This window comes from Blastococcus xanthinilyticus, from assembly GCF_008124835.1.
In the GTDB taxonomy this organism is placed as follows: Bacteria; Actinomycetota; Actinomycetes; order Mycobacteriales; family Geodermatophilaceae; genus Blastococcus; species Blastococcus xanthinilyticus.
In genome coordinates, this window is sequence record NZ_VNHW01000002.1 from 328702 (window position 1) to 341337 (window position 12636).

11 protein-coding genes are annotated in these 12636 nt (G+C 75.4%); 5 read left to right on the top strand and 6 right to left on the bottom strand.

The annotated features are described in order from the left end of the window. Window position 1: 1 nt before the first annotated feature. Complete coding sequence (locus BD833_RS04465) at window positions 2-1129, top strand: DegT/DnrJ/EryC1/StrS family aminotransferase (protein ID WP_166531911.1); 1128 nt, start codon at window positions 2-4, stop codon at window positions 1127-1129. Between the two features lie 11 nt (window positions 1130-1140). Here the strand turns inward: BD833_RS04465 and pseI are convergent, their stop codons facing one another. The 4 genes from pseI to BD833_RS04485 form a co-directional block, all read right to left on the bottom strand. Next, the gene (gene pseI, locus BD833_RS04470) at window positions 1141-2196 is read right to left on the bottom strand and encodes a pseudaminic acid synthase (protein WP_166531912.1); all 1056 of its coding nucleotides are present in this window, start codon (window positions 2194-2196) and stop codon (window positions 1141-1143) included. Further along, window positions 2193-2633 carry a hypothetical protein gene (locus BD833_RS04475; RefSeq protein ID WP_166531913.1) on the bottom strand — a complete coding sequence of 147 codons (441 nt, stop codon included), beginning with the start codon at window positions 2631-2633 and terminating at the stop codon, window positions 2193-2195. The genes pseI and BD833_RS04475 overlap by 4 nt, the downstream gene beginning before the upstream one ends. Window positions 2634-2694: 61 nt before the next feature. Further along, the gene (locus BD833_RS04480) at window positions 2695-3357 is read right to left on the bottom strand and encodes a hypothetical protein (RefSeq protein WP_208092326.1); all 663 of its coding nucleotides are present in this window, start codon (window positions 3355-3357) and stop codon (window positions 2695-2697) included. A gap of 82 nt (window positions 3358-3439) precedes the next feature. Next, the gene (locus tag BD833_RS04485) at window positions 3440-3931 is read right to left on the bottom strand and encodes a GtrA family protein (RefSeq protein WP_243737437.1); all 492 of its coding nucleotides are present in this window, start codon (window positions 3929-3931) and stop codon (window positions 3440-3442) included. A gap of 70 nt (window positions 3932-4001) precedes the next feature. On the opposite strand from BD833_RS04485, the gene BD833_RS04490 reads away from it, so the two are divergent. From BD833_RS04490 to BD833_RS04500, 3 genes are read left to right on the top strand one after another with little or no spacing between them, the layout of a single operon-like run. Then, window positions 4002-5207: a 5-(carboxyamino)imidazole ribonucleotide synthase gene (locus BD833_RS04490; RefSeq protein WP_243737438.1), complete on the top strand. Its 1206-nt coding sequence runs from the start codon at window positions 4002-4004 to the stop codon at window positions 5205-5207. A gap of 10 nt (window positions 5208-5217) precedes the next feature. Beyond that, the gene (gene purE / locus BD833_RS04495) at window positions 5218-5730 is read left to right on the top strand and encodes a 5-(carboxyamino)imidazole ribonucleotide mutase (protein WP_166531914.1); all 513 of its coding nucleotides are present in this window, start codon (window positions 5218-5220) and stop codon (window positions 5728-5730) included. 22 nt (window positions 5731-5752) lie between these two features. Then, window positions 5753-6907 (top strand): acyl-CoA dehydrogenase family protein, encoded by a 1155-nt coding sequence (locus BD833_RS04500; RefSeq protein WP_166531915.1) that lies wholly within the window; start codon window positions 5753-5755, stop codon window positions 6905-6907. A 10-nt stretch (window positions 6908-6917) separates the two neighbouring features. Here the strand turns inward: BD833_RS04500 and BD833_RS04505 are convergent, their stop codons facing one another. Together BD833_RS04505 and BD833_RS04510 are read right to left on the bottom strand one after the other, a co-directional pair. Then, the gene (locus BD833_RS04505; protein ID WP_166531916.1) at window positions 6918-8033 is read right to left on the bottom strand and encodes a glycosyltransferase family 4 protein; all 1116 of its coding nucleotides are present in this window, start codon (window positions 8031-8033) and stop codon (window positions 6918-6920) included. Next, window positions 8030-9382, bottom strand: a complete 1353-nt coding sequence (locus BD833_RS04510; RefSeq protein ID WP_166531917.1) for a lipopolysaccharide biosynthesis protein — start codon at window positions 9380-9382, stop codon at window positions 8030-8032. Before BD833_RS04510 ends, BD833_RS04505 begins: the two co-directional genes overlap by 4 nt. A gap of 125 nt (window positions 9383-9507) precedes the next feature. Here BD833_RS04510 and BD833_RS04515 point away from each other — a divergent pair, with 125 nt between their 5' ends. Then, entirely contained in the window at window positions 9508-12630 is a 3123-nt protein-coding gene (locus BD833_RS04515; RefSeq protein WP_166531918.1) for an arabinosyltransferase domain-containing protein, read from the top strand. Window positions 12631-12636 lie beyond the last annotated feature (6 nt).

The following is a 12636-nucleotide window of genomic DNA, read 5'->3' on the forward strand; positions in this document are numbered from 1 at the left end:
GGTGCTGCCCTACGCCCGCCAGTCGGTCGACGAGTCCGACGTCGCCGCGGTCGCCGCGGCGGTCAGCGGCGACTACCTGTCGACGGGGCCGGCGGTCGCCCGCTTCGAGGCCGACCTGGCCGGCTGGACCGGCGGGCACCCGGCGGTGGCGGTCACCTCCGGGACCGCCGCCCTGCACACGGCGTACGCTGCCGCCGGCGTCGGCCCGGGCCAGGAGGTCCTCACCTCCCCGCTGACCTTCGTCGCCACCGCGGCCACGGCCGCGCTGCTGGGCGCCCGGGTGGTGTTCGCCGACGTCGACGAGCGGACCGGGTGCCTGGACCCCGCGGCGGCCGCCGCGGCGGTGACCGACCGGACCACCGTGGTCACCTCCGTCGACTACGCCGGCCTGCCCGCGGACATGGACGCCCTGCGCGCCGTCGCCGACCGGGCGGGGGCGCTGCTGCTGGAGGACGCTGCTCACTCGATCGGCACCGTGTGGCGGGGCCGCCCGGTCGGGTCGCTCGCCGACCTCACCACGCTGAGCTTCTTCGCGACCAAGAACCTCACCACCGCCGAGGGTGGCGCGGTGGTGAGCACCTCGCCGGAGCTGTTCGCCCGGGCCGCGAGCTTCCGCAACCACGGCCTGGTCCGCGACCGCGGCGAGCAGCGCTGGCCCGACGAGGGACCGTGGCACCAGGAGGTGCACGCCTTCGGCCTGAACTACCGGCTGCCCGACGTCCTGTGCGCCCTGGGCTCCAGCCAGCTCGCCCGCCTGGCCGGCTTCGTCGCGCGGCGGGCCGAGATCAGCGCCCGCTACGACGCCGCGCTCGCCGACGTGGCGGAGGTCCGCACGCCCGCGCGGCCGGACGACGCGCAGGTCGCCTGGCACCTGTACCCGGCCCGCGTCCCGGCGGAGGTCCGGCGGGCGCTGTTCGAGCACCTGCGGGCGGCGGGCATCGGGGTGCAGGTCAACTACATCCCGGCGCACTGGCACCCGGCCTTCGCCGACCTGGGGTACCGCCGCGGCGAGTGCCCCGTCGCCGAGCAGTGGTACCGCGAGGAGATCTCGCTGCCGCTGTTCGTGGGGCTGACCGACGACGACGTCGACCGGGTCTGCGAGCTGGTCCGCGGGTTCTTCGCCGCCTGAGCCGCGGGTGCTCAGGCGCCGGCGGCGCCCAGCGCGTCCCAGCCGAGCGGCGTGCCGGCGGCCACCGGACGGGCGAACGTCCGGCCCACCACGTCGTCCCACCGGGCCGGCGGCAGCCCGCCACCGGGCCGCAGCGCCCGCACCGTCTCCGGGCCGACGACGTCGCCCGCGGCCACGTCGGCCACCACCCAGAGGGAACGGCGCAGCCGCGCCGTCTCCTCCTCACCGGGCCGGACGCCGAACCGCGGGCCGGTCGCGACCGCGGCGCGCGCGGCCGTGCACTCGCGCACCAGGTCGGCCAGCTCCGCGGGCTCCAGGGAGAAGGCGGAGTCCACGCCACCGCCGTCGCGCCCGAGCGTCACGTGCTTCTCCACGGCCACCGCGCCGAGCGCGACGGCCGCGACCGGGACGCCGATGCCCGGGGTGTGGTCGGACAGCCCCACCGGCACGCCGAACGCCTCCCGGAGGACGGCGATGTTGGCCAGGTGGCTCTGCGCGGGGTCGGCGGGGTAGGCCGCGGTACAGCTGAGCAGCACCAGCTCGGTCGCCCCGGCGCCGCGGGCGGCCGAGAGCGCGGCCTCCACCTCGGCCAGCGTCGCCATCCCGGTCGAGAGCACCACCGGCTTGCCGGTCGAGGCGACGAGCCGGATCAGCGGCAGGTCGACCAGCTCCGCGGACGCGATCTTGTAGATCGAGCAGTCCAGGCCCTCGAGCAGCTCGACGGCTCCGGCGTCGAACGGGCTGGAGAAGGGCACGAGCCCGCGGTCCCGGGCGTGCGCGAACAGCTGCGCGTGCCACTCGTAGGGCGTGCCCGCCTCCCGGTACAGGTCGAACAGCCGGCGCCCGCCCCAGAGCCCGTGGTCGTCGCTGATCCGGAACGGCGGCCGGTCGGAGTCGACCGTCATGGACTCGGCCCGGTAGGTCTGGAACTTCACCGTCTGGGCGCCGGTGGCGGCGATGGCGTCGATCGTGTCGAGGGCCCGCTGGAGGCTGCCGTCGTGGTTGGCCGACAGCTCGGCGATGATCCAGGGGGCGCCGCCGTCCAGCAGCCGGCCGACGTCGCTCACGGGGCGGCGACGGGGGCGGGGCGCTGCTCGAGCCGGCGCAGCCGCTCCTCGTAGGCCGAGACGAGGGACAGGCGGGCCCGCACGCGGGCGTGCTCCTCGCGGACGACGTCGACGAGCAGCCGGGCCTCGGGCAGGTCCTCGAGCCCGCCGGTGAGGACCACCGGCCGGGCCCGCTGCTCGAGCCGGGCCTCGAAGGCGGCGGCCTGCGGCGCCAGGCGGGCCAGCTCGTTGGCCGACCAGGAGGACTCCCGCTGCACCTCGTCGAGGCGCCGGGACAGATCGTCGAGCTGCGCGCCGCGGTGCCGCAGCTGGTCGGCGACCTCGTCGATCTGGTGCCGGAGGCCGGCCACGTCGCCGCGGAGCTCCGCGAGGAGCTCGTCGACGCGCCAGGCGATGGAGCGGTTGATCCGCAGGGTCAGTTTCGTGCGGAAGCTCACGGGGTGCTCCTCCAAGTCGGTGGTGCCGTCCCCGGCGCGGGCCCGGGACGTGCGGAAGGCGTCAGGACCAGAGCCGGGTGCGGCCGGCGGCGATCCAGCGGCGGAACAGCTCGCCCTCCAGCGCGATGCGGTGCTCCGGACCCACGATGCAGTCGTCACCGGAGGCGTGGTCCCACCGGGTCTGCTCCGGGTCGTCGACGAACGAGTAGCCGGCGAGTTCCAGGCGGGCGTCCGGGAACGTGTTGCGGGCCCACCAGGCGGCCATCGTCCCGGTCGTCGACCACAGGCCCTCGCTGCGGGAGTCCAGCCCCAGGTCGGCCGACAGCGGCAGGGTCAGGTCGTCGTTGTCCACGTGCAGCTGGCCGAGGTCGGCCGGCCACCAGGAGGGGACCAGGTCCGGCTCCCAGTGCAGCCGGCCGGGCTCCACCATGAGGTGGAGGCGGTCCTGGTAGCCGGCGAAGAACCACGGCGTGGCCCGCAGGGCCCGGTTGAAGAAGACGACGTCCGCGCGCTGCCCGTAGGTGCACTCGCCGGGCCGGTCGTCGAGCCGGAAGCCGTTGACCCGCACCACGAGGTCGCAGCCGTCGATCACCGCCGCGCGGGCCGGGTCCGGCTGGAGCGGCTTGTTGCCGACGACGGCGACGGAACGGACCGCGGGGTCCCGGGCGTAGGAGACGGTGAGGGACCGGATGAGATCCCGCCGTTGCTCCGCGATCTGCGACACCGCCCGACGGTAACCGAGCCCCGGTCGCCGGCAGCCCTCCGCGAGGGCAACGCCTGCTCAGGGGTCGCTGCCGTCGCCGCTGTCACAGCTGCCCCGTCGTGGCCTCCACCCGCGGGGCCGGTGCGGCGGTCTCCCGGGCGGGGAAGACCCAGCGCCGGTACACCAGCCAGCGGATCAGGGTCCCGGCCGCGATCGCCCCGACGTTGGCCACCTGCAGGACCAGCGGCGACTCCTGCCCCAGCGGGTAGCGGACGACCGCGACGACCGCGACGCTCAGCAGCAGGGTGCTGGCGTTGACCAGCACGAACCGCGAGTACTCCCGGCGCAGCCCGGTGCGGGCGCGCGCGGCGAAGGACCAGAACCGGTGGCCGAGGAAGGCCAGCGTCGTCGACACCAGGCCGGCGACCAGCTTGGCCGTGACGGCCCCGAGGCCGGCCTGCGCGTAGAGCAGCTGGAAGAGGCCCAGATCGACCACGAAGCACACGATGCCGACGATCCCGAAGGCGCCGAGCTCCTTGATCAGCCGGCGCTCCCCGTCGCGCACGAGTCGGCGCAGCCGCGCGAGGAACCCCACGCCAGCACTGTACGGAGCGCGCCGCCGGTGCACCGGTCAGGCGCCGGGCCGCCCCGGCTAGCCTCGGCGCGTGGCCGCAGCTCTGCACCCAGGTACGGGACTCCCCGTGGTCGCCATGGTCGGGGGCGGTCAGCTCGCCCGGATGACCCACCAGGCGGCGATCGCGCTCGGCCAGTCGCTGCGGGTGCTCTCCGCCGGCCCCGACGAGTCCGCCGCGCTGGTGGCGGCCGACGTGCGGATCGGCGCCCACGACGACCTCGCCGCCCTCCGCGACCTCGCGGACGGCGCCACGGTGGTCACGTTCGACCACGAGCACGTGCCGACCGAGCACCTGGCGGCGCTCGAGGCGGCCGGTACCCGGGTCGCCCCGGGCCCGCGGGCGCTGGTGCACGCCCAGGACAAGCTCGTCCTCCGGCGGGCGCTCGCGGCGGCGGGGGAGCCCCAGCCGGCGTGGGCGGAGGTCGCCACGGCCGCCGACGTCACCCGGTTCGCCGGGGAGCACGGCTGGCCGGTGGTGCTCAAGACCCCCCGCGGCGGCTACGACGGGAAGGGCGTCTTCGTCGTCCGGGACGCCGGGGAGGCGGCCGGGCTGCTCGAGCGGCACGGCACGCTGCTGGCCGAGGAGCGCGTCGCGATGGTCCGCGAGCTCTCGGCGCAGGTGGCCCGGTCGCCGTTCGGCCAGGTCGCCGTCTGGCCGGTGGTGGAGACCGTGCAGCGCGACGGCGTGTGCGCCGAGGTGGTCGCGCCCGCGCCCGGGCTGCCCGACGAGCTGGCCACCGCCGCGCAGGAGCTCGCCGTCCGCATCGCGGACTCCCTCGGCGTCGTCGGCATGCTCGCCGTGGAGCTGTTCCAGACGGCGGACGGCGTGCAGGTCAACGAGCTGGCGATGCGGCCGCACAACTCCGGGCACTGGACGATCGAGGGCGCGCGCACCAGCCAGTTCGAGCAGCACCTGCGCGCCGTCCTCGACTACCCGCTGGGGTCCACCGCGATGACCGCGTCGGTGGTGGTGATGGCCAACGTCCTCGGCGGGGCCGCGGCGGAGCCGGACTGGGCCGGCGCGCCCCTCGACGAGCGGATGCACCACCTCATGGCGCACTGGCCCGACGTGAAGGTGCACTGGTACGGCAAGACCCAGCGCCGCGGCCGCAAGCTCGGCCACGTCACGGCGCTCGGGGACGACCTGGCCGACGTGCGGGCCCGGGCGGGAGCCGCCGCCCGGTACCTGGCCGACGGCGTCGTCGACCCCGCGTTCGCCTTCGAGACCGAGCACTGAGGAGCCCGTCGTGAGCGAGCGCAGTCCGATCGTCGGCATCGTCATGGGCAGTGACTCCGACTGGCCGATGATGCAGCCGGCCGCCGAGGCGCTCGACGAGTTCGGCGTCGGCTACGAGGCGCACGTCGTCTCCGCCCACCGCACCCCGCGCCGGATGCTCGACTACGCCGAGTCCGCGGCGGGGCGCGGGCTGCGGGTGATCGTCGCCGGGGCCGGGGGAGCGGCGCACCTGCCGGGCATGGTCGCCGCGGCCACGCCGCTCCCGGTCATCGGCGTCCCGCGGCCGCTCGACCGGCTCGACGGGCTGGACAGCCTGCTGTCGATCGTGCAGATGCCGGCCGGGGTGCCGGTGGCGACGGTCGGCATCGGCGGGGGGCGCAACGCCGGGCTGCTCGCCGTCCGCGTCCTCGCGGCCGGCGACGCCGCGCTGCGCGAGCGGGTGGAGCGCTTCCAGGCCGAGCTCGCCGAGAGCGTCGTGGCCCGTGACCTCACCCTCCAGGAGCGCCTCGCTACCGACCGGTAATCGGACGTCCTACGATCGCAGCGTGGGTACGAACACCGGGCTGTACGCGTTGACCGAGGAGCACGAGGCGATCCGGGCGGCGGTCCGCGACATCGCCGAGCGGGAGATCGCCCCCTACGCCGCGGAGGTCGACGCCGAGTCGCGCTTCCCGGTCGAGGCGCAGAAGGCGCTCACCGCGGCGGGCTTCCACGCCACCCACATCCCCGAGACCTACGGCGGCGAGGGCGCGGACGCCATCGCCACCTGCATCGTCATCGAGGAGATCGCGCGGGTCGACGTGAGCGCCTCGCTCATCCCCGCCGTCAACAAGCTGGGCTCGATGCCGATCATCCTGTCGGCGTCCGAGGACGTGAAGCAGCAGGTGCTGCCCTCGATCGCGGCCGGGAACGCGATGATCAGCTACGGGCTCTCCGAGCGCGAGGCCGGCTCCGACGCCGCCGCGATGAAGACCCGCGCCCGCCTCGAGGGCGACAGCTGGGTGCTCGACGGCACGAAGGCGTGGATCACCAACGCCGGGATCTCCGAGTGGTACACGGTCATGGCCGTCACCGACCCCGAGAAGGGGGCCAACGGCATCTCCGCGTTCGCCGTCCACCGCGACGACCCCGGCTTCGCGGTCGGCCCCAAGGAACGCAAGATGGGCATCAAGGGCTCGCCCACCTGCGAGCTCTACTTCACCGGCTGCACGATCCCGGCCGACCGGATCGTCGGCGCACCCGGCACCGGCTTCAAGACGGCGCTGCGGACGCTGGACTTCACCCGGCCGACGATCGGCGCCCAGGCGGTCGGCGTCGCCCAGGGCGCGCTCGACGCGGCGGTCGCCTACGTCAAGGACCGGAAGCAGTTCGGGACGAGCATCGGCTCGTTCCAGGGCGTGCAGTTCATGCTCGCCGACATGGAGATGAGGATCGAGGCCGCCCGGCACCTGGTCTACGTCGCCGCCGCGGCGGGGGAGCAGGGGCGACCCGACGTCACCCGCGTCTCCGCCTCGGCCAAGGCCTTCGCCTCCGATGTCGCCATGCAGGTGACCACCGACGCCGTCCAGCTCTTCGGCGGTGCCGGGTACACCCAGGACTTCCCGGTCGAGCGCATGATGCGCGACGCCAAGATCACCCAGATCTACGAGGGCACCAACCAGGTGCAGCGGATGGTCATCGCCCGCTCGCTGCTGCGCTGACCGGCGGCCCTCAGCGGGCGGTGCGCTCCAGCAGCTCCTCGTAGGCGTCCAGGACGGTCGCGAGCCCGTACCGCTCCTGGGCCTTGCGCGCCCCGGCCGCCCGGTCCGGCGGCGCGGCGGCCAGCCCGCGCAGCCCCTCGGCGATCGCCGAGGCGTCGCGCCGGCGCACCACCACGCCGAAGCCCGTCTCCTGCACCGGCGTCCGCACGCCGGGCAGGTCGCTGGCCAGCGCCGGGACGCCGGTCATCATCGCCTCGACCTGCACGATGCCGAAGGCCTCGAAGGCGTTGATCGACGGCAGGGCGAACACGTCGAGCGAGGCGTAGAAGTCGGCGATGTCCTCGTCCGGCAGGAACCCCAGCATCCGGATCCGCGGGTCGCCGTCCACGAGGCCGCGGATCTCGTCGACGACCGAGCCGCCGGCGACGTTGGCGAAGTCGCCGCCGATGACCAGCCGGCTGTCCGGGGCGGCGAACTCCTGGAAGCCGCGGACCAGGAACTGCAGCCCCTTCTCCTCGACGATCCGGCCGAGGAAGCCCACGTGCAGGCCGTCCCCGTCGCGGAACCGCGGCGTGCCCGCCGGGCGCTGGTGGCACGACGGCGGGATGGCGACCGTCCGGCCCTCCATCGCCGGCCAGAGCCGGCTGTGCCGGGCGTAGTCGTCGCTGGTCACGACCACGGCGGCGGCCTTGCGCAGCGCCCGCCGGCTGGAGGCGTCGACGGCGACCCGCTGGACGGCGTTCAGGGCACCGGGCGGCAGGCTGACGTCGCAGTGGTAGGTGACCACGACGGGGGAGGCGCACGCCCCGGCGATCACCCCGGCCTCGAGCATCGGCAGGTGCAGGTTGGTCACCCGCGCCGTCCGGCTGGCCGCGACCGTCCGGGTGACGAGCGTGGGGCTGATGACGCCCTTGCCGAACCGGGCGACCACCGGTGTGCGCTCCACGTCGACCCCGTCGAGCGTCTCGTGCGGCGGCAGCTCCGGGTCGTGCCGGCTGGTGACGACCTTGACCCGGTGCCCCCGCTCCACCAGCCCGACGGCGACGTCGCGGGCGACGTTGGTCAGCCCGCTGACGTAGGGCGCGTAGTAGTTGAGGCCGATCAGGACGTCGTAGGTGCCGGTCATCGGGCACTCCCGGGGGTCGGGACGGCGGGTTCGGCCGCCGGGGCGGCCGTTGCGCGCGTGGCGTGGACGAGGAAGAGGACGGTGAGGAGCAGCCCGACGCCGGAGCCGACGGTGAAGGCCGACGCCAGCCGCAGGACGAGGTCGGGCACCAGCACGATGAGGACGCCGGCCACGGCCAGGCCGCCGGCCCACACCGTGGCGACCGCCCGGTGCCGGCCGGAGGCGACCAGCGCCTGGCTGCCCACCAGCAGCCCGAGGTGCAGGACCCCGCCGGCGGCCAGCAGGCCGATCTCCGGGCCGGTGAGCGCGTAGCGCTCACCGAACACGAGGGCGACCACCCAGGGCCCCAGGAGATACCCGGCGAGCGCGGCGACACCGGCCAGCACGGTCACCGCGGCCAGCCCGCGCACCGCCAGGCGGCGCAGCGCCGCATCGCCGCCGGGCGTCGCCTGGAGCCGGGTCAGCACGGGGATGAGCGCGCTCTGCAGCGGCACCGCCACGAACAGCGGCAGCCGCACCAGCGTGTAGGAGGCGATGAACCGGGCGGCGACCTGCGCCTGACCCTCCGCGGCGAGGGCGGTGGCCAGGATCGGCGCGGCGTTGAGCAGCGCCTGGGCGCACAGCGAGCCCACCAGCAGGTGCCCGACGGCCCCGGCGAAGGCGCGGGCCGGGGGGTCCTCCTCGGGCGGGACCGGAGGCGGGGCGGACCTCCGGCGGCGGACCAGCACCCAGGCCAGCAGCGGCAGGTGGGCGAGGGCCATCCCGCCGACCAGCGTCCACGCGTAGGCGGCGCCGTCCGCCGAGGGGACGAAGACGGTCAGCAGCACGGCGAGGACGACGCGCACGCCCGAGTCCAGCAGCAGGACCGTGCCGTGCGTGCCGAGCCGGTCGGCGCCGAGCAGCAGGCCGCGGAGCAGGAACTGGCCGGCCGACAGCGCGCAGACGGCGAGCAGGGCCAGGAGGAAGCCGACGTGGCCGCCGAGGGAGGGCACCAGCTCGCCGGCCGCGGCCAGCAGCGCCACCGCCCCGCATGCCGCCAGGAGGGCCAGCGTGGCCACCGTGCCGCGGGGCAGCCGCGCGCCGGGCGGACGCCGGTGCAGCAGGCGGGCCAGCTCCAGCTCCACCGGCAGGAAGGCGCCGAAGCCGACCAGCAGGGCGAGGGACCAGTACGACCCGAACCAGCCGTAGTCGGCCGTGGGCACGGCGCGGGCGACCAGGGCCAGGTACACGTAGGTGAGGACACCGGAGCCGACGATGCACAGGGCCACCCAGCCGAGCGCGGGGGCGGCCCCGCGGACGGCCGGCGCCGGGTCGCCGGCTCCGGCGGCGCCGGCCTGGGATCGCTGCACGCTGGCACGGTAACCGCCGCGCGCGCCCCGTCCGGGGACGCGGCCTGGTTCGCGGAGCCGTGACCCGCCGGGGGAGCCGGTGTTCACTGTTGCGGACAGAACTGTCAGAACGGCGAGGAGTTCCAGTGTCGCAAGCGGTCACCGTCCGTCCCCCGACGGGCGGGTCCACCTCGGCCGCGCCGCAGGCCGGTGCGGGCCGCCGGTGGTCCCTGATCGCGCTGGTGGCGGGCCTGCTGGCCGTGGTCTGCGCGGTGCTGCTGCCGGTCGCGCCGGTGTCGATGAGCCAGCCGGTGGTCAGCTGGCCGCAGGACCCGGCCGCGCCCACCTCCACGATGCTGCAGCTGACCGCCCAGACCCCCCTCCGGATCGACGCCTCGTTCAGCTGCGCTGCGGCGCGTGTGGCGGGTGGGACCGACGACGGTGTGATCCTCGCCACCGTCGTCCCCGGGCAGCCGAGCAGTGGCGGTCAGGGCCTGCTCGCCCGTGCCGGGGAGGACGGGCTGACGATCCGGGCGAACGACCGGACCCTCGTCGACGGCGCGCCCGTCGCCGGCGACTGCGTGTACCGCGTCACCGGGGACGCGGCGGGGCTGACCGTGACCCGGGACGGCGACGTGGTGGGCAGCGCCCCCGACGCGCTGCTGCCGGCCGTCGACGTGCTGGCCACCTCGCTCACCGACCTCTCGCCGGCCGACGGCGAGCTGCTGGCGGTCGAGCTCGCCGTCGACGACCAGTTCGCCACGACGCCCTCGCTGCTCAAGTGGCTGCTCATGGGCCTGCTGGTGGTCGGCGCGGCGGTGTCCTTCGCCTTCCTGGTGGCCGAGCACCGCACCCGGCGCCGTGGCGCGGCCCCGGCCGCCCGCCGCGGGCGCCGGTTCGGCCCGGTCGACGTCGTCGTGCCGCTGGTGATGCTCGTCTGGATGTTCCTGGCGCCGATGTCCGACGACGACGGCTACTACGCGGCGATGGCCCGCAGCGCGGCCGACGAGGGCATGGTCGGCAACTACTACCAGCTGCTCAACCAGAACTTCACGCCCTTCACCTGGTTCTACCGCGCCCTGGGCGTGTGGGAGGGCCTGGTCGGCAGCAGCCCGGCGATGCTGCGGGTGCCCTCGCTGGTGACCGGGCTGCTGACCTGGCTGGCGCTGCGCCGCTTCACCAGCCAGCCCGGTGCGCTGCCCGCCGTGCTGGAGCGCTCGGCGCGGGGGCGGACCTCGCTGGCCGTGGTGCTCGGGGTGGCCTTCCTGGCCTGGTGGATGCCCTTCGGCGTGGGGGTCCGCCCGGAGGCCCTCGTCGGCTTCGCGGCCGCCGCGGTCCTGCTCCTGATGTCCTCGGCGATCCGCCGGGGCAGCCTGCCGCGCCTCGGCCTGGCCGTGGTGGTCGCCGCGCTGGGTGTCGTCTCCCACCCGACCGGCTTCGTGTCCCTCGCGCCGTTGCTCGCGGGCGCGCCGGCCGCGGTCCGGCTGATCCGGGACGGCGTGCCTGCGGCCCGCGCCGGGATCCGCGGCCTGGCGGTGGTGGCGCCCGGGGCGGTCGCCGCGATCGCCGCGTTCGGCGACGGCTCGCTCAACGACTTCCTGCGCGGCCAGCAGATCTTCCTGTCGATCCAGGCGCAGAACAGCTGGTTCGACGAGTACCAGCGCTACGCCTTCCTCTTCGCCCAGGACCCGATGGGCAACTACGCCAAGCGCGCGGCGGTCCTGCTGGGTCTGGCCTCGCTGGTCTGGTTCGCCGTCCTGGCCGCGGTCTCCCGTTCCCGCCGCGGCGTGAGCCCGCAGCTGCTGATGGCCGCCTCCAGCCTCGCGCTGGCGTTCCTGCTGCTGTGGATCACCCCGAGCAAGTGGACGCACCACTTCGGCGCGCTCTCCGGCCTGGGCCCGGCGTTCCTGGCGCTGTTCCTGGTCTCCCTGCCGGTGCTCGCCCGCGCGGTGCCGGGCGGTCTGCGCACCGGCTGGCCCCTGGCCGTGCCGGCCCTCGGGACGGTCGCCGTCGTCGCGGCGCTGAGCTTCCACGGCCCCAACAGCTGGGCCTACTCCTGGCTGCAGGGCGTGCCGCAGTCGTGGCAGCGCCCGCACCTGTCGGTGCTGCCGTTCGACAGCCTGGTGGTCTGGCTCCTGGGGGCCGCCGTGGTCGTCGGCCTCGTGCGGCTGGTCGGCCGCCGGGCCGGTCTGCCGCGGCGCCGGCCCTGGCTGACCGCGGTGCCGATCGTGGCCGCGATCTTCCTCGGGCTCTCGGTCACCTTCCTGTTCGGCAGCTTCGCCTACGCGGCCGCGACCACGCAGGACACCTACTCGCCCTGGGGGGACGCGATCAGCGACCCGCTGGGCAGCACCTGCGGGCCGACCAAGGCCGTCGAGGTCCTGGACGTCGAGGCCGCCACCCCGTTGCCGGCCGTGCCGGGCACCGGCGACCGGACCGGCGAGGTGTTCGCCCCCGGGAGCGGCTTCTACCCCGCGAGCCCCCCGCCGGTGGAGCCCGGCACGGGGCCGGCCACCGACGTCTGGGGCAGCCTGGACGGCGACGTCGACGGATCGGCCGTCGGGGAGTTCACCACTCCCTGGTACGAGCTGCCGAGTGACGTCGGCGCGGACGAGCGGGTCGCCGTGCTGGTGGCCGGCAAGCTCGACGAGGCGGGCAACGAGCTGACCGTGGAGTACGGCCGGCAGCAGGCCGGCGGGTTCGAGGTCCTCGCGAGCGCGGGCCTCCGGGACGACACGCAGTCGGCCGTCTGGCGGGCCCGGTCCCTCGACCTCGGCGTCGCACCCGACGCCGACGCCGTCCGCCTGGTCGCCCGGGACGGTACGACGGGCAGCCCGGGCTGGCTGGCCACCACCGGGCCGTCGGTCGTGCCGGTGGAGCGGCTGGACCGGTACCTGCCCGAGGACGCCGCCGTGGCGACCGCCTGGCAGTTCTCGTTCCTGTTCCCCTGCCAGCGGCAGCTGGACATCACCAACGGCATCACCGAGCCGATGGAGTACGCGGTCATGTGGGGCGGTCAGGGGGTCGACGGCCTCGGCGACGCCACCTGGCAGCTGGGCCGCGGTGGCCTGTTCGCCCCGACGCTGCGCAACTCGTCGGTGACGCAGGTCGGCGGCTGGTGGCCCGACTGGCCCGGGATCACGACCCTGCAGGTCTTCCGCGTGGTGGCGCCCTACCCGGACGCCGCCTACGAGGTGCGGGAGACCACGGAGACCCGGTGGGGCTGGCAGGGCCCCGACGAGGCGCGCTGGCCCTACGGCGAGGGCTGAGCCGCG